The sequence below is a fragment of the Dinghuibacter sp. genome (genome assembly GCF_035492835.1).
Taxonomy (GTDB): Bacteria; Bacteroidota; Bacteroidia; order Chitinophagales; family Chitinophagaceae; genus Dinghuibacter.
The window spans coordinates 1-19463 of the sequence record NZ_DATJIY010000091.1 but is presented as its reverse complement, the minus strand read 5'-3'; the positions used below and the strand labels follow the sequence as shown (position 1 = coordinate 19463).

Sequence of the window (19463 nt, the reverse complement as noted above, 5' to 3'; positions counted from 1 at the left end):
CGCCCCCAACCCGCGATCAGGTCTTCGGACACACTAACGGCTTACGACAGTCGGGGTGATGATGATCTGTGTCGTATTGGGCCAGTAGAAGCTGAAGCTGCCCGCCGAGATGGTGAAGTCGCCGTTGAATACCACGCCGGCTTTCTGCACGTCGATCGGATACGTCCCGTAATCGCTGGCGGTGGGCGCTAACAAGCCCGGCAGATAGATATACGCCACGGCCTGGTTGGCGGTGCCGCTCGAAGGGTCCGATACGATGGCGGAGAACCAGAGGTTGATGCCGCTCGCCCAGGTGGGACCGGAGGTAACTCCGTACATCAGGGTGGGGAACCCGCCGTAGGAACCCGCCGTTTTCGCGATAAAATACAGCGATCCGTTCGAGTCGACCACGGGGGTGAGGAAGATGGAGTCGTGCGCCAGCGAAAGGGTGTCGTAGCTCAAAGAGGGCGGGGGAGGGGGCGGCGTATACGCAGTGTCCCCCACCGTCACGGTGCAGGTATCGGCGGTACTGTCGGCGCCGCTGGCATAGCCCGCGTAAATGGTATACTTGCCGGCTGCGCCAAAATATACGACGGCGGAGCCATTGCCCGGCGTAATGGTCGTGGCGTTATTGGCGGGAGAAACAGACCAGCGGATACCGGAGGTTACCGAAGACGGCACGGTGATGGTGACGGGCTGGCCTTTGGCCGCGTTGGTGACCGAGGCGGTCAGGTTGGTCGTGGAGGCGGAGGAGCCGGAGCCGGGGCTGCTGGCCATCTTGGTGCAGCCGGCCGCCGCAACCAAAAGGCTCAGCAGGGCGAAATGGAATACGTTTTTCATTGTTGACGGTCGTTTAGAACTATCTACGGGCGTCGTCAACGCAAACGTTGGGTGGTTTTGAAAAAATTAAAGCTTTTTCATCCGAAAACAAATATACGGGTTTACGCCGTGGACGCCCCCGGGGGCGGCGCCCCGTGCCCCGCTTCCTCGCGCGACCGCTTATTCTCATGATGCGCCTGCTCGATCTCATACTCGAGCGCCGCGTCGATGTTCTGCGCCTCCACGCGCCGCTGTTTCTCCAGCAAATCGTCGTGGTGCTCCTTGAGCCATTGGAGCTGTTTGGAGCCATAGGACATGCGCGTAAAGATCACGAAGAGCACCGGCACGACGAATATGGAGATGACCGAAGACGCGATCATACCGCCCAGGACGGTCACCCCGATGGTGTTCCGCGCGACGGCGCCCGCCCCGGTGGCGAGCACCAGCGGCAGCACGCCAAAGATGAACGCCAGTGAGGTCATGATGATGGGGCGCAACCGCAGCTTGACCGCCTCGATCGTCGATTCCAGCAGGTCTTCGCCCCGGTCCACGCGGATCTTGGCGAACTCCACGATCAGGATCGCGTTCTTGGCCGATAGCCCGATGAGCGTGATGAGCCCGATCTGCGCATATACGTTGTTCGACAGACGCGGTACCAGCATGAGCGCCAGGATGGCGCCGAACGCGCTGATGGGGACCGCGAGCATGACGGAGAAGGGTACCGACCAGCTTTCGTATAAAGCGGCGAGGAACAGGAACACGAATACGATGGAGAAAAGAAAGATGTACACCGTCGTCGACCCCGCCTTGATCTCTTCCAGCGAAAGCCCCGAGAACTCGTACGTGTACCCCTGCGGGAGCGCCCTGGCGCACAGCGCCTTGATGTCGTCGATGCCCTGGCCGGTGCTGTAACCCGCGGGGGTGGACCCGTCGACCTCCGCCGAGCGGAAGATGTTGAAGTGCTGGATCATCGGCGTGGTTTCCGTGGGCTCATACCGCACGAGCGTGCTGAGCGGCACCATCGTGCCGTTGGTGTTCCGGACATAGTACTTGTTGATGTCCTCGATCAGCGCGCGGTAGGCGGTATCCGCCTGGACCACCACGTGGAAGGTCCGGTTATAGAGCGTGAAGTTGCCGACGAACAGGCTGCCCATATACGCCTGCATGGTCGTAAAGACGTCGCTGATGTTCACCCCGAGCTTCTGGCACTTGTCCCGGTCGACCGTGAGGTTGTACGTGGGCGTGTGTGCGCCGTAATAGCTGAAGGCCGTGGAGATCGACGGGATCTTTTTAGCCTCCGCGATAAAGCGCTTCACCACCGTCTCGAACTGGTGAACGTCGTCGGAGGTATTCCCCTGTTGTATCTGGAAGCTGAAACCCGCGGCCTGCCCGATCCCGCGGATGGGCGGCGGCTGGGCGACCTGGATGATGGCGTTCTTGATCCCGGCCTTGGCGATCCGGCCGCGGAGCAGGTTCATGATACCGGGTATGCGAACGCTGTCCGCGTCGCGCTCCGCCCAGGGCTTGAGCATGACGAAGAATGACCCGTTGTTGGACGTGGCTCCGCTGTTAAGGATGTTGAAACCGGATATCGCGGTATAGTGCGCCACGCCCGGCGTCTTGGCGACGACGGTCATCAGTTTTTTCATCACGTCCACCGACTGCGCGGTCGACGACGCTTCGGGCAATTGGAAGGTCACGTATAGACGACCGTCGTCCTCCCCGGGGATAAAACCGGACGGCTTGTATTTGAAGAGCAGGTACGTCCCGGCGCAGAGACACGCCAGGAAGGCCACGACCCACGGCCAGTGTTTGATACACCTCGCCACACCGTGCGAGTAACGAACGGTCATTTTGTCAAACCCCTTATTAAACCAGTCGAAGAACCGTAATAAGAGCCCCTTTTTCTGCGTCTGCAAATGCGATGGCCGCAGGAGCAGCGTACAGAGCGCCGGCGTTAGCGAAAGCGCGGTGAATGCCGAGAAGATCACCGATATGGCGATCGTGATCGCGAACTGCTGGTACAGCCGCCCCACGATACCCGGGATAAAGCCCACGGGCACGAATACCGCCGCCAGGATGAGCGCGATCGCCACCACGGGCGCGGATATCTCCTTCATCGCCTGGTAGGTCGCCTCCTTGGCGGACATCCCCATGTGGTCTATATAGTGCTGTACCGATTCGACCACGATGATCGCGTCGTCCACCACGATCCCGATCGCCAGCACGAACCCGAACATCGTCAGGGTGTTGATCGTAAAGCCCAGCGGGATAAACGTGATGAACGTGCTCATGATCGATACCGGGATCGCCAGGATCGGGATGAGCGACGACCGCCAGTTCTGGAGGAAGAGCAGCACCACCAGCGCCACCAGTCCGAGCGCCTTTAACAACGTATCCAGCACCTCCTGCATCGACACCTTGATGATGGTGATCGACTCGAAAGGCACGGCGTAATCCACGTCGGTGGGGAAGGACTTCTTGAGGCTCGCCAATTCCGCGTACACCGCGTCAGCCGTCTGGAGCGCGTTGCTCCCCGGGCTTTGGAAGACCATGATGGTCGACGCCCGGTAGCCGTCCATAAAGGCGTTGCTCGAAAAGCTGAACTTACCGAGCTCCACGCGGGCTACGTCCCGGAGATAGACGATCCGGGAGGAGTCGGGGTCGCTTTTGATAACCACCTTGTCGAACTGGTCGGGTTTTTCGAGCAGGCCGTTGATAAGGACGGTATATTCGTACGGCTGGTCGGTGGGCTGCGGCGGCGCGCCGACGGTACCCGCCGCCGTGTATTCGCTTTGGTTCTTGAGCGCGGCGATGACGTCGCCGGGCATCAGGTGATAGTTGGAGAGCTTGTTGGGGTCCATCCAGACGCGCATGGCGAAGGGGTCGGTGCGCGCTTGTACGTCACCCACACCCGGCACGCGCAACAAAGCCTCCTGTATGAATACGGAAGAATAGTTGTCCAGGAAGGTGATGCCGTGCGTCCCTTTGGGGGAGTAGATGGTCACCATCATCAGCATGCTCGGGTTGCTCGCGCGCACGGTCATCCCGAGGGCGCTCACGACGGCCGGCAGCAGCGGCGTGGCGATGTTCTTACGGTTCTGTACGTTCAGCGCGGCGATCTTTACGTCGGTGCCCACGTTGAAGGTCACCCGGATGCTCACGTTCCCGGAGTTCGTGCTGGTACTTTGCATGTACTCCATTCCCGGGGAGCCGTTGACCTGCTCCTCGATCGGGATGGCCACGGTCTGCTCCACGGTCTGCGCGTCCGCGCCCGTGTACTGCCCGCTGATCCCCACGCTGGGCGGGGAGATGTCGGGGTACTGGTCCACCGCCAGGTTGTTCATGGAGATGATACCCGTGATCACCAGGACGACGGAGATGACGATTGCCGTTACGGGCCGTTTTATGAACGTGTTCGCAATCATGAGGGTTGACCGTTGATTTCCCGGGCCTTCTGGATCTCGAACTCGAGCGCGGGGTCGATGTTTTCGGCCTCCACGCGACGGTTCTTTTCCTTGAGCTCCTCGCGGTGGTCTTTCAGCCACTGCAGCTTTTCCTTGCCGTAGGAGGCCCGGGTAATAAGCACAAACAATACAGGTACCACGAAAATCGCAATCGTAGAGGCCGCGGTCATACCCCCCAGCACGGTGAAGCCGATGGTCTGCCGGGCGACGGCGCCCGCGCCCGTGGCCAGCACCAGCGGCATGACCCCCAGGATAAACGCCAGGGACGTCATCACGATCGGGCGTAACCGGAGCCGGACGGCCTCGAGCGTCGATTCCACCACGTCCTCGCCCATGTCCACGCGGACCTTGGCGAACTCCACGATCAGGATGGCGTTCTTGGCGGCCAGGCCGATCAGCGTGATCAGACCGATCTGCGCATATACGTTGTCGGTGAGGCTGGGCACGAGCCACAGGGTGAAGATGGCCCCGAACGCCCCGATGGGCACGGCCAGCAGCACCGAGAAGGGCACCGACCAGCTTTCATAGAGGGCCGCCAGGAACAGGAACACGAACGTGATCGAGAACAGGAAGATATAGATCGTCATCGACCCCGCCCGGATCTCCTGGTAGCTGAGCCCGGAGAACTCGTAGGCATAGCCCTGAGGCAGCAGCGTGTCGGCCGCGGCCTTGAGCGCGACGATCGCGTCGTCGGTGCTATAGCCCGGGGTCGACGCCCCGTCGATCTCTGCGGAGCGGAAAATGTTGAAGTGGGAGATCAGCGGGGCCGTCTCCGTGGGTTTGTAGGAGATCAGCGTCCCCAGCGGGAGCATTTCATTGGCTGCGTTACGGACATAGTACTTGTTCATGTCCGTGACCATCGTCCGGAACATGGTGTCCGCCTGGACCACCACGTGGAAGGTCCGGTTATAGGCCGTAAAGTCGTTGATGTACAGGCTCCCCATAAACGCCTGGATCGTGGTGAACACGTCGTTGACGTTCACGCCCAGCTTCTCGCATTTGTCGCGGTCGACGGTTACGTTGTAGCTCGGGGTATGGGAAGTGTAGAACGTATACGCCCCGGTGATCGCCTTGTTCTTGTTGATCTCCGTCACAAAGCGGTTGACCACGTTCTCGAAGTCCTGGAGGTTGTCCTGGGTGTTGCGTTGTTCGATCTGGAACGAAAAACCCACGGTGGCGCCTACCCCGGGGATGGGGGAGGGCTGGATGACCTCGACGTTGGCGCCCTTGATGCCCGCGTCGGCGATCCGGTTCTGCATCTCGGTGATGATACCGGGGACGCGTTCGGCGTCCGTTTTGCGCTCGTCCCACGGCGAGAGCTGGACGTATATGGTGCCGCAGTTGGAGTTCGAAGCGTTGTTGATCACGTTCAGGCCCGACAGCGCCGCGTAGTGCGCAACGCCCGGCGTGGCCGCCACCACCTTCATGATCGCGTCCATCGTCTTGACCGACTGGGCGGTGGAGCTGGCCGGCGGCAGCTGGTAGGTCACATAGAGGTTCCCGTCGTCCTCCGAGGGGATAAAACCCGTCGGCTTGTGCTCGAACAGGAAGTAGGCCGCGACGCACACGCACAGCAGCAGGATGAGGATGTAGCGCGCGCCTTTGATGCTGCGCTCCACCCCCCTCCCGTACCGCTGGGTGACGCCGTCAAACCAGGCGTTGAACTTGTAGAACCACTTGTTCAAGCCCTTGGCGTCCTTTCTGATCTTGGTTGGTTTTAAGAGCAACGAGCATAGGGCCGGTGTAAGGGATAATGCGATGAATGCGGATATGATCACCGAGATGGCGATGGTAATGGCGAACTGTTGGTACAAGCGGCCCACGATCCCGGGGATAAAGCCCACGGGGACGAATACCGCCGCCAGGATGAGCGCGATGGCCACCACGGGCGCGGAGATGTCCTTCATGGCCTGGTACGTCCCTTCCTTGGCACTCATTCCCTCCTCATCGATATAGTGTTGCACGGCCTCCACCACGATGATGGCGTCGTCCACCACGATCCCGATCGCGAGCACGAAGCCGAACATCGTGAGCGTGTTGATCGTGAACCCGAGCGGGATAAAGAAACAGAAGGTGCCGAAGATGGACACCGGGATGGCCAGGACCGGGATCAGCGTCGAGCGCAGGTTCTGCAGGAAGAGGAACACCACGATCGCCACCAGCCCCAGCGTCAGCAGCAGCGTGTTGACCACGTCCGCCATCGACACCTTGACCACCGTCACCGACTCGAACGGTACCGAGTACTCGACGTCCGCCGGGAAGAACTGCCGGAGCTGCTTGAGCTCGTCATACACGCCCTGGGCGGTCTTGAGCGCGTTCGACCCCGGCGCCTGGTAGATCTGGAGATAGCTCGCCCTTTTGCCGTCCACGAAGGAGTTGCTCGAGAACGTGAACTTACCCAGCTCCACGCGCGCCACGTCCTTCATATACACCAACGAGCCGGTGTCGGGGGAGTTCTTGACGATGATGTTCTCAAACTCCGAGACCTTGCTCAGGCGTCCGTTCACCAGGATGCCGATCTCAAAGGTCTGCGTGGGCGCCTGGGGCGGCACGCCCGCCGAACCCGCCGCCACCTGGACGTTCTGCGCGTTCAGCGCGTTGATGACGTCCTGCGCCGTCAGGCCGTAGCTGGCCATCTTTTGCGGGTTCATCCACACCCGCATGCTGAAGTCGTCGGTAAAACGGTTGATCGTACCCACGCCCGGCACGCGCAACAGGGCGTCCTGGACGAAGATGTTGGTATAGTTGTCGAGGAAAGTGATGTTGTGCGTCCCTTTGGGCGAATAGATCGCCACCATCATCAGCATGCTCGGGTTGACCGCGCGGACGATCAGCCCCAGGCGGCTGGCCACCGCCGGCACCAGCGGCTGCGCGATGGAAACCCGGTTCTGGACGTCGAGGGCCGCCACGTCGATGTTGGTCCCGATGTCAAAGGTGACGTTGATCGACAACAGCCCGTTGTTGGTGCTGTTGCTTTGCATATACTCCATCCCGGGGGAACCGTTGACCTGCTGCTCGATGGGCGTGGCCACGGTCTGCTCCACGGTTTGGGCGTCCGCTCCCGTAAACTGGCCGGTTACCTGGACCACCGGGGGGGTGATGTCCGGGTACTGGTCGATCGGCAGGTTCAGGATACAAATCGAACCGGTGAGCACCAGCACGATCGAAATCACGATGGCCGTGACCGGTCGCTTGATAAACGTATTGGCAATCATAAGTTATCTCCCTCTGCCGCCCGCTGCCGCGGGGTTTGCTTTGTTGGCCGTCGTGACCGGCGAACCGTCGTGCACGGATTGCACGCCGTCGACGATGATCTTGTCTCCTTCCTTGATACCCGATTCGACGATGACGTTCGGACCGATGGTCTGCCCGAGGATGACCTTCACCTGGATGGCGCGCAGCCGCGCGGTATCCGACTTCGCCTTGGTCGTGTCCTGACCGGCGGCATGATACACCGTATCCTTGGCGACATACAGGAAGTACTCGCCCATCTGTTCGACTACCGCCTTGGCCGGCACCACCATCTTGGGCGTGAGCTCCTGGTTATGCACCCTGACCACGCCGCTCATACCGGCCCTCAGCTCGAACTTCGGGTTGGGGAAGTCCACCCGGATGTGGATGGTCCCCGTTTGCGGGTCCACCGCGCGGTCGATGATCGAGATATGTCCCACGTGGGGATAGATCGAATGGTCGGGCAGGATGACCGTGAACAGCGAGTCGATGTCCTTTTGCGCATGGTTCTTTAACTCCAGGTAGTGCGACAGCTGCGACTCCGGGATAAAGAAATCGACGCCCATCGGGTCGTCGGAGGAGACGGTATTCAGCACCGTGGTGCCGACGCTAACGGTGTTGCCCAGCTTCACCTGGCTGAACCCGATCGTCCCGTCGAAGGGCGCCCGGATCACCGAGTAGGTGAGGTTGGTTTCGGCCGTCTTGACCTGTTGCTCCGCCGCCGCGGTTTCATTCTTGGCGTTCTGGAGCGCGATCACCGCGTGGTCCAGGGTTTGCTTGGCCACGGCGTTATACTTGTTGAGGTAGTCGTACCGGTCTGCGTCCTGCTGGGCCTGGACCTGGTTGCCCTGCGCCACCTTCAGGTTGGCCTGCGCCTGGTCGACCTGCGCCTGGTAGAGACGTTCGTCGATCTCGTAGAGCTTTTGCCCCTTTGTGACGTGCTGGCCTTCCGTAAAGTAGATACCGGTAACGTAACCCTGTACCTGCGCCCGGAGGTCGACGGAGCTCAGGGCTGCCATGGTCGCCGGAAGCCGGTCGTAGTAAAGGACGCCCCGCTCATTTACGGTCATCAGGTTGACCGGGATCACGTTGTCCGTTGCGGGCGGTTTACCGCTGTTGCAACCAAAAAGGGCGATCGTCAGGAAGCATCCACCCAATACCACTCTGTTCATGAAGGTATGTTTATCTATTTGTATAAGGAATATAACCCATGGCCTTTTGCAGGTCGATCTTGCTGGACAGCAGCTGGAACAGCGCGTTCAGGTAACCGATCTCGGAGGCGATCAGGTTCGACTCGGCGGTGATCACGTTCAGGTAGGCGACCACGCCCTGCTTGTATTGCAGGGCGACGATGTTGTAGGTACGCCTGGCCAGCTCCGTGTTCTCCTCCATGATCTTCATATTGTAATAGTTGCCCTTGTACGCCGCCAGCGCGCTGGTATACTCCGTATAGATCTGCGACGTCAGCCGGACCTGCTCGAAGTCGAGCTCCTTTTCCTCTAACCGAGACCGGTGGATGCTTTGGGTCCGGGCAAAACCGGTGAAGATCGGAATACTGACCGACAGCCCCACATACGAGTTCGGGAAAGCCTGTCCGAAGAGGTTGGTGGCGGTATTGCTTTCGAACTCGTAGTTGTAGTCGTAAAAGGCGCCGACGGTCGGCAACCAGGCGCTGCCGTAGTAGCGCGTCATCTGCTGTTGTATGTTCTTGGCGGTCTGGAGCTGTTGGAACTCGATCCGTTTGGAGAAGTCCAGCTGTTGGGTGGTGTCAAAACCCACGTCCCGCAGCATCGCTGCCGTGTCGAACTGGACGTTGAACTGGGAATCGGCGGGAAAACCCATCGACTGCTTGAGCGCGGCATAGGCCGGGACCACGTTCTCGTTCTGCTGCTTGAGCTGGGCCAGGGAGTTGTTGAGGGTGATGGAGGCCTCGTCGTAGTCGGTTTCGTCTACCAGGCCGCCGATATACTGGTGATAGGTATCTGCCTTATTTTTGTTCAATCGTGCGGTGTCCTCCGTTAATACGTTGATCTGCTCCAGGGTCAGGAGCAGGTTGTAGAAGTTCTTGGTGACCGAGGACACGACGAAGATCTGGGTGGAGTCGGTGACCTGGGACGCGGCCTTTTCGTACATGGGCGCGATCCGGGCGGCCGACAGCAGGCTGGGGCTGAAGATCGCCTGGGTAACCGACAGGGTGGGGATAAAGGTGTTGACGACGCCCGTCTTTTGCTTGGTGAGCCCCCCCGTGCCGTTGTTGACGAACGTCGTGGGTTGCTGTATGTAGTGCTGTAGGTTGCCCGACGCGTTCACCTGGGGCAGCCAGCCGGCGAGGCTGATGGCATTGGTCGACTTGGTGACGGCCTGGTTGAGCACCGCCTCGTTGATCGTCGGCTCGTGCTGCATGGCGTACGCGATACACTGGTCGAGCGTGAGAACCAAGGTGTCTGGCGCTTTCTGGGCGCTGCACAGGTAGCCTGCGGAACAAAAGAAAAAAAGGAGAATTGCCTGTTTGCTCATTGCGTTTTGCTTCCGATATTATAATATAGCGACTAAGCGGCGGGATGAACTCGGTCGAGCACAGGAAAGAGGGGTCGGACGGATAGCCCGACGGTTTACTTGCACCCAACTTGTACCGGTAAAATTAGGGGTTTTACCAGCAGACGGTTTAAAAAAATCTTATTTATGGCTATATCCTAGGTTGAGTGGATAGATTTGTTAAACCTAATCCAACAAAAATGAAAAAGTTCACCTACGGCACCATCAAATACGAGCCGTTGTTCGTTTGGGACGAGGACGCGGCGCGGGACAAGCTGGAAGAGCTGTACCATGCGGTGCTCGACCTGGTCGACGATAAGATATGGTGGTTCCAGCGCAACCGCACCAAAAAGGCCAAGGCGGCCAAGGCCGTACGCTGGATCGCGATCGCGTTTTTTGTGGCCAGCACGATCATGCCGTGTCTGGCGGCTATTACGGAAGCCAAACAGATGATCTTCCTCTACGCGGGCTATATCTTCGCCATACTCGGCGCGGGCGTCGTGGCGATCGACCGCTTCAACGGGCTCTCCGCGAGCCGGGTGCGTCTCGTCATCACCGGCGACGAGCTGACGGCCGTCCGGAACGCCTTTGTCGAGAACTGGCAACGCGTGTATTTCGACGCCCTCCCTTTCGACATCCGGACGTACCGGAAGATGACGGACTATATTTCGCTGTTCACCGGTCACTTCAACGACATCGCCCGCGCCGACACCAAGGCCTGGGGCCGAGACTTCCAGGCCAACCTCGACAGCCTGGCCTCCGCCCTCAAGGTCCAGGGGGAGCAGCTCAAGGCCGACCTCCAGGCCGCCAAGCAACCGGCCTCGGATACCGCCGCCGGGGTACCCATGACCGTTATAAAGGAAGCGATCGACCGCAAATACGACGACTGGAAAAACGTCTTTGGCGTCGTTGGCGTCAGCGCCGGCACGAAGATGACCTCCGGCAAAACGACAGGCCTCAACGCCCTCGTGTTTCACCCCCCGGTAAAGCTCCTCGGGGGCGATCACGCGTTCACGCCCATCCCCGCCTCCATCCGCTATGATTCCGTCGACGGCCGCTCCTACGACATCCCGACGGACGTCGTCCCCACCGGCATCATCCGCGCCTCCGCCGCGCTCCTCTGCGACGGCCTCCTCCCCAAACGTCCCGGTTGCTCGGTTTCCCGCAATGTGCCGCAGGCGACGGGGACCATCGGGTTACAGGTGCTCCGCGGCGGTGTGCCCCATATCCTCGGTTGTTACCACGTGTTGTGCGCGCCGGAGCTATCCGCGGGGGCTTATACCTTCTCCGGCGGCGCCGACGCCACGCTGTATTCCCCCGGCCGCGACGACTCCGCCACCGGCGTTCCGCTCGGCCAGGTCGTCGACGGTCGCCTCTCCGACCAGCTCGACGCCGCGTTGGCCGAGCTCGACCCCGACGCCCCCTTTACCGATACCGTGTGCGCCGTCGACCAGCCCCTCGGCGACCCCATCACCATCACCGACGCCCAGGCCGCCGACCGCTACCCCGTCCGTATGATCGGGAGGACCTCCGGCGACCAGCGCGGCGCCGTGCTCTACAACACCGGCAACTTCGACATCAATTATATGGTCAACGGCCGGTGGACCCCCGTCACCCTGAAATCCCTCGTCACCATCCAGATCGCCTCCGGGGGCGGCGACTCCGGCGCCCCCGTGCTCGACAACGACAACAACGTCGTCGGGCTCCTGATCGCCGATAACGGGGGGATGGGGTATGTGTTGCCGATACAGCGTATATTGGCGCAGTTGTCCGTCACCTTGAAATAAATTTACTCACCACTCCGGGCCTCACCGAGGGGCCGGCACCAAATCTACTGTATGCGAAACATCACGTTCTGCCTTCTGCTCGCTGTCGCCTCTGCCTCTTCTTCCGCGGTTTCCGCCCAGACCCTGCACGTCGCCGTGAGCGACCTCAAGGGCCCCGCCACGCTCGGCGCCAAGACCGTCCCCGACACGGTCGATTTATCTAAGCCCACGGCCGTCATCGTCTTCACCGGTGTCACCGACGCCGGCGCGATCCAGGTTCGCTATTCCAGCAAGGACAGCCTGCTCAAGGGGGTGTCCGACACGACTGCGCACACCAAAACCTACGACTGCGCCTCCGTGGTGGCGCGGTTCCAAACCTTCAAGGTTTACTTTAAAGACGACGCCGCGCCCGAAGGGACGATTACTTTCAATGCGAAAGCCGCCGCTGGCGCCGTGGGCGCCGCCGGGGGGGCAGGAGCCGCCGGGGGCGCGGGTGGAGCCGGGGCCTCCGACTCCGCCTTTTCCAAATCGGTAAGCACCTACATCGCCGCTCTCGCCAGCGCCAACTTCGTCGGCAACAATAAATTCCTGTCCAACCTCACACCGATCGTCAACCTCGGCACCAACATACCGCTGGTCACGGGTCGCAAGAAGTTCTCGATGGACCTGGACATCGCCCCCTACCTGGGCGCCAACATCCCCGCCAAGGACTCCGCCGCCTACATCCCAGCCATGATGCTCTACGGCCGCGGCGGTCTGATCATCAATACGTACATGCGATGGAAGCTGAACGACTTCACGCTGACGCTGATGCCCCTCGGCTTCGGGCTCAAGTTCATCCCCGGTTTTAACGACACCACGAGCGTCCTCGTCCAGCACAACCTCCGCCTGGGCGCCGCCGTCCAATACTCCAACGTCTTCCTGCTGAGCTTCCAGTACACCCACGGCTGGCACAACCTGACCTCCGCCTCCGCCCAGTACTACGACAAGCTCTTCAGCCGCAAGTCCACCGACATCGACTACGCGACCGTCACCGGCCAGTTCGCCCTCAAAGGCGCGTCCGAGTCGATCTCCAACTACGTCTTTTTCGAATGGCGCGGCCTCCTGTCCAAACAACGCTACGCCGCCTTCACCAACATCGACATCCTCACCCTGGGCGTCCGCAAAACCCTCGATACCGGCGTGGGCATCTTCGCCGCCTCCTCCGCCGGCGCCTCCCGCAAGCGCGTGACGCACATGCCGCTCTAGCCGCCCCGCGGGCGCCGCCTGTTCGTACCCGCCGCCCCGCGGCCTTTCGTATCCGAAATTTTGTATTTTGCGCCATGGCACAGACTCTTGCACAGAAGCTACGCATCAAGGAGGGGACGAAGCTCTTCACGCTGCACGCCCCGGCCGGCTTTGCCGCCGCGCTCGCCCCACTGCCCGCGGGCGTCAAGGTCTCCGCCAAAGGCGGCGACTACGACCAGGTCCACTGGTTTGTCAGGAACAAGGCGCAGGTGGACCAGGAGCTCGCCGAGGTGATCGCGCTGCTGCACGATGACGTGTTGTGCTGGATCTATTACCCCAAGGGAACCTCGGGCATACAAACCGACCTCACCCGCGACAAGGGCTGGGGCGACCTCCACGGCCACAAGGACATCCAATGGCTGACGCTGGTATCGTTCGACGACACCTGGTCGGCCTTTGCGATGCGTCTGAAAACCGCCGCCGATCGCGCAAAAGGCGCTGCCGCCGCCGCTGCCGGTTCCGCAGGCGCTGCCGCGAACGACTACGTCGACCGCGTCAACAAGACCGTCCGCCTCCCCGAGGACCTGGAGTCGGCCCTGAAAAAAAGCAAAACCGCCCGCGCCCACTACGACGGCCTTTCCTACAGCTGCCGCCGCGAATATGTCGAATGGGTCATCGGCGCGAAGCGCCCCGAGACCCGGATGGAGCGCGTCAAGGGCACCGTGGAGCGTTTGGAAAAAGGGTGGAAGAACCCCAGAAATATCTAGATGGCGATCGACCTGCTCATCATCGGCCAAGGTATCAGCGGAACCTTCCTTGCCCTCGAAGCGCAACGATTGGGCCTGACCTTTACCGTCATCGACGACGCCCGCCCGTTTACGGCCTCGCGCGTAGCCTCGGGTCTGATCAACCCCGTCACCGGCAAACGCGCCGTCACCACCTGGCTCGCCTCCGAGCTCCTGCCCTTTGCCGCCGCCGCGTATGGCGACTACGCGCGGGAGACGTCGCTGGTTTCGTTTTTCCCGTCACCCTCGGACCGCCTGACCTTCCTTCAGCGCCTGGAGCAGGACCCGACCTACCTGTCGCTGCCGCCGGACCAGGCCGCCTACCGCGCCTACGTCAACGACGCCTTCGGCTACGGCCTCATCCACCACTGTCTCCTGGTGGACCTCGCCCGCTTCCTGTCCGACGTCCGCGCCGACCTCCGCGCCCGCGGGCTCCTGCTGGAGCAGGTGTACATGCCCCCCGGGGACATCGCTGCGGCCGCGGGCCCCATCAGCGACATCGCCGCGCGACACACCATTTTTTGTGACGGTATGACGGGCACGTCACAGTATTGGTTCGGGATGCTGCCGTTTTCGCCGAGCAAAGGCGAGGCGTTGATCCTGGAAATACCCGAGCTCCCTTCCGACGTCGTCTATAAGCACGGTCTCAACCTGGTGCCGTTGGGCGACTGTCTTTTCTGGGCAGGGTCGTCGTATGAATGGGACTACGCAGACGCGCACCCGACCGCCGCTTTCCGCGCCCGCACCGAGCGCGCCCTGGCGGATTGGCTGCGCGTGCCCTTCCGCACCATCGACCACGTCGCCGCCATCCGGCCGACCACCGTCGAGCAAAAGCCCTTTGTCGGTCTGCATCCGACCCAGCCCCACATCGGCATCCTCGGCGGCATGGGTACCAAAGGCTGCTCCCTTACGCCCTATTTTGCTCGCCAGCTGGCCGAGCACATTGCCCACGGGACGCCCATCCTCGGCGCCGCCGACGTGCGGCGCTTCACGCGCCTCCTATCGGCGTGACGCGCCGCGCGCGGCCCGCCGCCCATGGCTCGCGCGGCTCACCCCTTCAGGTAGTCCCCGAGGTCGCACATATAGCGCGTCCAGCCCTGTACGAAGTTGTCGCGGAAAAGCTCCGGGTAGAGGTCCCCGCGGAAACTCCCGAGCCCCGCGTGCGTCAGCCGCACCCACGTCATCCCCATTTGCCCGAAGAGCTCCCAGGTCAGCAGCGAATGGCCGGGGTAGCCGCCAAAGCGCCACTCATAGCTTATTTTCTTACCAGGGACCACTTCCGTTACCTTCCAGATGTGCAGGAAGTCCCTGCCCTCGTGGTGCACGTTGAACCGGGTCTCGAACCCGACCTCGGCGCGGAAGTCCTCCATCATCGGGAAATACCAGACCCGCATCTGCGCCGGGTCCGTCAACGCGCGCCACACCCTGTCCACGGGCGCCTCGAACGTACGCTCGATCACCATCGGCCCGTTCGCCATCGTCATAGTCGATGCCATAAAAGTAACCATTTGGTTACTCAAATATAAAATAAAACCATTCGGTTACGCAAATTTATTTTCCCGCCGCCCCCGCGTCAGCGCGCGCCCCCGCCACCTGCCTCAACCCCGCCTGCACCAGGCGAAAACAAACCCCCCACGCCAAAACCCCCAACAGTAAATACTTCAGGTCGATAAATACCGGCAGCCGCACCAGCCGGAAGGGCGCGTCCCAAAGGAAGTGACACCCCACGCTCACCGCGGCGATGCGAAGGAAAGCCCGGGACTGGAGCATATGCCAGGCGAAGGGGCGCCGCCCCTTGACCATCCATACCGCGGCGGCCGCGTTGGCCGTCCAGACGATGTGACCGAAGGGGGCCAGGACGCCCCGTAGCTCGATGCTGTGGACGCACTCGGGGATGCCGACGTCACGGAAGGTGTCGAACTGCACGCCGGAGTTCTCGAGGAGCGCATTGAAGGCATAGCCCGCGCTTTCAAAGGCCGCAAAACCGGTGCCCACGGCGGCGCCCAGGAGCAGGCCGTTTAACAACCACGAATAGCGCTGCACGCGGCCCACAAAAACCAGGACGATCGCGAGCTTGGCCGTTTCCTCGATCACGCCCGCGGCCAGCGCGGTGAACCAGGATTCGTCCGCGAGCTTCAGCGGGCTGTAGAGCACCAGCGATACCATGAGCGACGCGATCCCGCCGATAAACACCATCCCGATGGTGGAGAACAGCGACACGTTCCGCGGCGCGTTCATTTCGAGGAAAAAGATCAGCCCCGACGCCGGTACCGCGAACGACCCCACGAAGATCAACCCCGGGATTAGGTTGGTATTGTCAAACGTCTCGTACCCCTGGTAGAGCAAAAAGGCCAGCAGCGCCGAGACCCCGAGCATCCGCGCGAACAGCCACGGGCGGGCCCAGCCCGTCTGGATTTCCTCCAGCGACGGCGTGTGCCGCGCGGTGCCCATGATGAGCTGGTCCTCCATTTCGTCCCTCGTGTGCCGCTTGAACACCTCGGAGAAAATCGTCGAAAGCTTGAAGTCCTGCAGGGCCTCCAGGCCGATCCATTGCGAGAAATTTTCGGAAAGCATAGTGCGGCAAAATAGCCGCGCGGCAGGGCCGGCGGAATACCTACTGCTAACTATTTCCGCCACCGCGAGCCGCCGCGAGCCGCCGCCAGTCTCCGCGAGCGAGCCGAAGGCTCAATGATAGTACTTCTTCACCTCCCCCAGCAGCGAATCGAGGACAGACACACTAAATCGCCGATACCTCAGCGGCGCCCCGATATGGAACAAATCCCTCCGCTCGACCGGCACCAGCGAATCGGTATTCCAGCGAGCAGACGTATACAAGGACACCGCGCTATCCGCGCTCTCAAAAATGTAATACTCATCCAGGACCGCATGCGTAAGCGCCACAACGGGGCAGGATAACCGGACACAAAAGAAGCTGTCCAACGACGCGTGATACCGCACCGTTACCGACAGGACCCCGGTAGCGCTGACGGCAAACGGGGAATCCACGCCCATCGTCCGCCCCTGGTAGGCCCAGTGGATACTGGAAGAGCACCTCAATATGCGGTTCAGGTAAGAAACCAGGTCCCTTTCGGCGCCGCGTTGCCCTCGGCTCTTGACGGATACCGCCCCCCGCCCTAAAAAGCCTGCTTGGGCGTTTGAAGCTCGACCAGGTGCAGCAACGCTTTCAACATCCGGTCCCGCAGGTTGGGCTCGGCGTCCCAGTGGAGGTAAAGCACTATCCCGTCTCCGTTGTTAATGCCCGTGTTTTTGACCGTGCCCTGCTTGAACGACAATATGAGGGGGACGTGGTCACCGCAATAGGTACAGTAGTCGCAAATGCGTGCGTTGGTCAGGTCGTAGAGGTCGGCCTGCGAGGATGCGCGACTGGGAGTGTTGTCGTTGACGATCTTTTCGTAGGCCACAAGGCTATACGGGTGCCCGGGGAGCGACAAGATGAGGTCGACCGGTTGGAAGTGATAGGCCTCCCCGTTATTGGTGGCCGTGCAGTCGAAAAATTCATTTGTCGCGTAATGGGTTGCGTTGATCTTGGACATGATCCATTGAAGGGTTTCCTCCTGGGTCTGGGCGCCGGCGGACAAGCAAATGCCGAGCAGTGTGGTAAGAAAAAGTAGCGGTTTCATGGGCCGTAAAAATATTTGGCCCTCGGCAGGCGCCGAATACCCATTTATGGGTATATTTTCCGATCGATATGACCCTGACCCCCCTGGACATCGCCAGAGAAATCTGGAAAACCAACTCCCCCAAACAAGTATTCAGCTCCGAAGAGCAGACCCGGCTCGCGCTGGAGGTGTCGAGCCGCCTTCTGAATTTCTTCCAGCCGGGGGACTTCTACGTCTATGTTTTTAACGTCAGCACCGCCGACCTGGAACACGTCAGTCCCGGTATGGAAAAGGTGCTGGGGCATTCCCCCGGCGGTATGACCATTGCCGACCTCTTCAACCTCATCCATCCCGACGACCAACCGTTCTTCGTGAACTACGAGCACGAGTGGGGAAAATTCATGCGCGGCCTGGACACGGAGCGGTTGTTCAAATACAAGGTACGGATGGACCTCCGCATGCGCAAAAGCGACGGGTCGTACAAACGGATACTCCACCAGGCCATGGTGTTCGACGTCAACGAAGACGGCGGCATCCTGCGGAGCTTTGGCGTACACACGGACATCGACTACCTGAAGATAGACGGGAAGCCGTCCATGTCCATCATCGGTTTTGACGGCGAGCCCTCCTATACCAACGTCAAAACCACCGAAGAGCTGATCCCCGTGAAGGAAACGCTGAGCAAAAGGGAAAAGGAAATCCTTCAGCTCATCACGGAAGGCCTCCTCAACAAGGAAATAGCCGCGCGGCTCAACATCTCCAAGGAGACCGTGGACAAGCACCGCAAGAATATGCTGGAGAAAACCGGTTGCAAGACCTCCACCGAGCTCGTGAGTAAGGCCCTACGGAACGGTTGGCTATAAGCTAGAATGCTTCCTTGGTTCCCTGCAGCTCCACCAGGTGTAGCAACGCCTTCAGCATCCTGTCCCGCAGGTCCGGCTCTCCATCCCACCGCAGGTACAGCGATATCATGTCCCCCGTATTGTTACCCTGCCCGCCGTGCTTGACGGTGCCGGACCTGAAATACAGGTTGATCGGGACATTGGCCCCGCAGTAAGTACATTCCCCGCAGACCTTCGCGTTGGTGAGGTTGGCCAGGTCGCCTCCCCACATGTTCTCGTCATTGATGCCGTCGCTGATGATGTTCGAAGAGGCGAAGATTTCTTCGGTGTGAGAGTCGGGCATCGTCACGACGGAGTTGAAATGGTAGGATTCGCCGCTGTTCGAGTAGTGGCAATCGAAAAAATCCTTCGGGCCGAAGCTGTACGCATTGACCTTATCGGATATCCATTTGACGGTTTCCTCTTGGGTTTGGGCACCGGTGGAGCCGTAAACGCACAGCGCCAGGACGATAAGATATAGTTTCATATACAACGATTAAAATATCTTAAACGCCTTCCCTATGGAAGCATACCACAACGCCACCTTCCCATTGGGATTCGTCACGTGCGCCCCCGCCGTCCCAAACGGCGTATAATCCGGGAAGACGAAAAACGAGAGGTCTACATAGTCCCGGAAGAACATCCCCGCGCCCCAGGAGGACTGTCCGGAGCTGTAGTCCGGCGTCTCGAGCGAATAAAAGGCCTTTACAAACCGTTCGTCGTCGTCGTCGCTGAAGTCGACCATAAGCCCCGCGCTCAACCGCGAATAATTGTAGGCCGCCAGCGCCGTTTCGGTAGAAGAAGTGCCACCGTAGGCGGACAAGTCAAGGGTATACGTAAAGTTCATGTTCCGGTGCCCGGCGAGGTATTGCCCGTACAGCTTTACGTGGCGCAAACCGAGCGCGATCTCACCGCCGTAGTTGTAGCTGTAGTACACCGAGCCGCCGCCGCCTGCCGAGGAGCCGTCAGAGGACGACAGGAGGTCGTTGATGAACTGGCCGTTGGTGTATTCGGCGCCGCCCAGTGCCTGTATGTCGAGCCAGCGGTTCTTGTATACGTGGAAGTCGAGCGACAGGTTCAGCCCCACGTACCCCAATTCAGTGGACTTTTGCGAGCTCGGTATGCCGTTGACCTCGCTGTTCTGGTACATGGG

The 19463-nt window shown here is 60.7% G+C and carries 16 protein-coding genes; 5 read left to right on the top strand and 11 right to left on the bottom strand.

Going from position 1 to position 19463, the window contains the following annotated elements:
* Positions 1-33: 33 nt before the first annotated feature.
* The 5 genes from VL547_RS08490 to VL547_RS08470 form a co-directional block, all read right to left on the bottom strand.
* Positions 34-819: a hypothetical protein gene (locus tag VL547_RS08490; protein ID WP_325577224.1), complete on the bottom strand. Its 786-nt coding sequence runs from the start codon at positions 817-819 to the stop codon at positions 34-36.
* 101 nt (positions 820-920) lie between these two features.
* Positions 921-4226, bottom strand: coding sequence for an efflux RND transporter permease subunit (locus VL547_RS08485; protein WP_325577223.1), 3306 nt, complete (start codon positions 4224-4226; stop codon positions 921-923).
* Positions 4223-7480 (bottom strand): efflux RND transporter permease subunit, encoded by a 3258-nt coding sequence (locus tag VL547_RS08480; RefSeq protein WP_325577222.1) that lies wholly within the window; start codon positions 7478-7480, stop codon positions 4223-4225. The genes VL547_RS08485 and VL547_RS08480 overlap by 4 nt, the downstream gene beginning before the upstream one ends.
* Positions 7481-7483: 3 nt before the next feature.
* Positions 7484-8668, bottom strand: a complete 1185-nt coding sequence (locus VL547_RS08475) for an efflux RND transporter periplasmic adaptor subunit (protein WP_325577221.1) — start codon at positions 8666-8668, stop codon at positions 7484-7486.
* 10 nt (positions 8669-8678) lie between these two features.
* Positions 8679-10013, bottom strand: coding sequence for a TolC family protein (locus tag VL547_RS08470; RefSeq protein ID WP_325577220.1), 1335 nt, complete (start codon positions 10011-10013; stop codon positions 8679-8681).
* Positions 10014-10231: 218 nt separating this feature from the next.
* Here VL547_RS08470 and VL547_RS08465 point away from each other — a divergent pair, with 218 nt between their 5' ends.
* The 4 genes from VL547_RS08465 to VL547_RS08450 all read left to right on the top strand — a co-directional run bounded on the left by VL547_RS08465 (position 10232) and on the right by VL547_RS08450 (position 14820).
* Entirely contained in the window at positions 10232-11818 is a 1587-nt protein-coding gene (locus VL547_RS08465; protein ID WP_325577219.1) for an SLATT domain-containing protein, read from the top strand.
* A 51-nt stretch (positions 11819-11869) separates the two neighbouring features.
* Positions 11870-13045 (top strand): hypothetical protein, encoded by a 1176-nt coding sequence (locus VL547_RS08460; RefSeq protein WP_325577218.1) that lies wholly within the window; start codon positions 11870-11872, stop codon positions 13043-13045.
* Positions 13046-13119: 74 nt separating this feature from the next.
* Positions 13120-13791 (top strand): YdeI/OmpD-associated family protein, encoded by a 672-nt coding sequence (locus VL547_RS08455; RefSeq protein ID WP_325577217.1) that lies wholly within the window; start codon positions 13120-13122, stop codon positions 13789-13791.
* Positions 13792-14820, top strand: a complete 1029-nt coding sequence (locus VL547_RS08450) for an FAD-binding oxidoreductase (RefSeq protein WP_325577216.1) — start codon at positions 13792-13794, stop codon at positions 14818-14820.
* Positions 14821-14858: 38 nt separating this feature from the next.
* On the opposite strand, the gene VL547_RS08445 is transcribed toward VL547_RS08450, so the two are convergent.
* The 4 genes from VL547_RS08445 to VL547_RS08430 form a co-directional block, all read right to left on the bottom strand.
* Positions 14859-15305, bottom strand: coding sequence for an SRPBCC domain-containing protein (locus tag VL547_RS08445; RefSeq protein WP_325577215.1), 447 nt, complete (start codon positions 15303-15305; stop codon positions 14859-14861).
* A 55-nt stretch (positions 15306-15360) separates the two neighbouring features.
* On the bottom strand, positions 15361-16383 hold the full coding sequence (locus tag VL547_RS08440; protein ID WP_325577214.1) for a PrsW family glutamic-type intramembrane protease: 1023 nt from the start codon (positions 16381-16383) through the stop codon (positions 15361-15363).
* A gap of 111 nt (positions 16384-16494) precedes the next feature.
* Positions 16495-16866 carry a hypothetical protein gene (locus VL547_RS08435; protein ID WP_325577213.1) on the bottom strand — a complete coding sequence of 124 codons (372 nt, stop codon included), beginning with the start codon at positions 16864-16866 and terminating at the stop codon, positions 16495-16497.
* A 77-nt stretch (positions 16867-16943) separates the two neighbouring features.
* Positions 16944-17450: a hypothetical protein gene (locus tag VL547_RS08430; protein WP_325577212.1), complete on the bottom strand. Its 507-nt coding sequence runs from the start codon at positions 17448-17450 to the stop codon at positions 16944-16946.
* A 68-nt stretch (positions 17451-17518) separates the two neighbouring features.
* On the opposite strand from VL547_RS08430, the gene VL547_RS08425 reads away from it, so the two are divergent.
* Complete coding sequence (locus VL547_RS08425) at positions 17519-18292, top strand: LuxR C-terminal-related transcriptional regulator (RefSeq protein WP_325577211.1); 774 nt, start codon at positions 17519-17521, stop codon at positions 18290-18292.
* A gap of 1 nt (position 18293) precedes the next feature.
* Here VL547_RS08425 and VL547_RS08420 read toward each other — a convergent pair whose 3' ends face one another.
* Together VL547_RS08420 and VL547_RS08415 are read right to left on the bottom strand one after the other, a co-directional pair.
* Positions 18294-18797 (bottom strand): hypothetical protein, encoded by a 504-nt coding sequence (locus VL547_RS08420; RefSeq protein ID WP_325577210.1) that lies wholly within the window; start codon positions 18795-18797, stop codon positions 18294-18296.
* Between the two features lie 9 nt (positions 18798-18806).
* Positions 18807-19463: hypothetical protein (locus VL547_RS08415; RefSeq protein ID WP_325577209.1), on the bottom strand; the 657-nt coding region annotated here is incomplete at its 5' end.

Bases quoted from the DNA above. Each gene is read 5' to 3' on its own strand.
- VL547_RS08485 (WP_325577223.1), bottom strand. From the start codon at position 4,226: ATGATTGCGAACACGTTCATAAAACGGCCCGTAACGGCAATCGTCATC.
- VL547_RS08465 (WP_325577219.1), top strand. From the start codon at position 10,232: ATGAAAAAGTTCACCTACGGCACCATCAAATACGAGCCGTTGTTCGTT.
- VL547_RS08455 (WP_325577217.1), top strand. From the start codon at position 13,120: ATGGCACAGACTCTTGCACAGAAGCTACGCATCAAGGAGGGGACGAAG.
- VL547_RS08450 (WP_325577216.1), top strand. From the start codon at position 13,792: ATGGCGATCGACCTGCTCATCATCGGCCAAGGTATCAGCGGAACCTTC.
- VL547_RS08470 (WP_325577220.1), bottom strand. From the start codon at position 10,013: ATGAGCAAACAGGCAATTCTCCTTTTTTTCTTTTGTTCCGCAGGCTAC.
- VL547_RS08480 (WP_325577222.1), bottom strand. From the start codon at position 7,480: ATGATTGCCAATACGTTTATCAAGCGACCGGTCACGGCCATCGTGATT.
- VL547_RS08420 (WP_325577210.1), bottom strand. From the start codon at position 18,797: ATGAAACTATATCTTATCGTCCTGGCGCTGTGCGTTTACGGCTCCACC.
- VL547_RS08490 (WP_325577224.1), bottom strand. From the start codon at position 819: ATGAAAAACGTATTCCATTTCGCCCTGCTGAGCCTTTTGGTTGCGGCG.
- VL547_RS08445 (WP_325577215.1), bottom strand. From the start codon at position 15,305: ATGGCATCGACTATGACGATGGCGAACGGGCCGATGGTGATCGAGCGT.
- VL547_RS08475 (WP_325577221.1), bottom strand. From the start codon at position 8,668: ATGAACAGAGTGGTATTGGGTGGATGCTTCCTGACGATCGCCCTTTTT.
- VL547_RS08460 (WP_325577218.1), top strand. From the start codon at position 11,870: ATGCGAAACATCACGTTCTGCCTTCTGCTCGCTGTCGCCTCTGCCTCT.
- VL547_RS08440 (WP_325577214.1), bottom strand. From the start codon at position 16,383: ATGCTTTCCGAAAATTTCTCGCAATGGATCGGCCTGGAGGCCCTGCAG.
- VL547_RS08430 (WP_325577212.1), bottom strand. From the start codon at position 17,450: ATGAAACCGCTACTTTTTCTTACCACACTGCTCGGCATTTGCTTGTCC.
- VL547_RS08425 (WP_325577211.1), top strand. From the start codon at position 17,519: ATGACCCTGACCCCCCTGGACATCGCCAGAGAAATCTGGAAAACCAAC.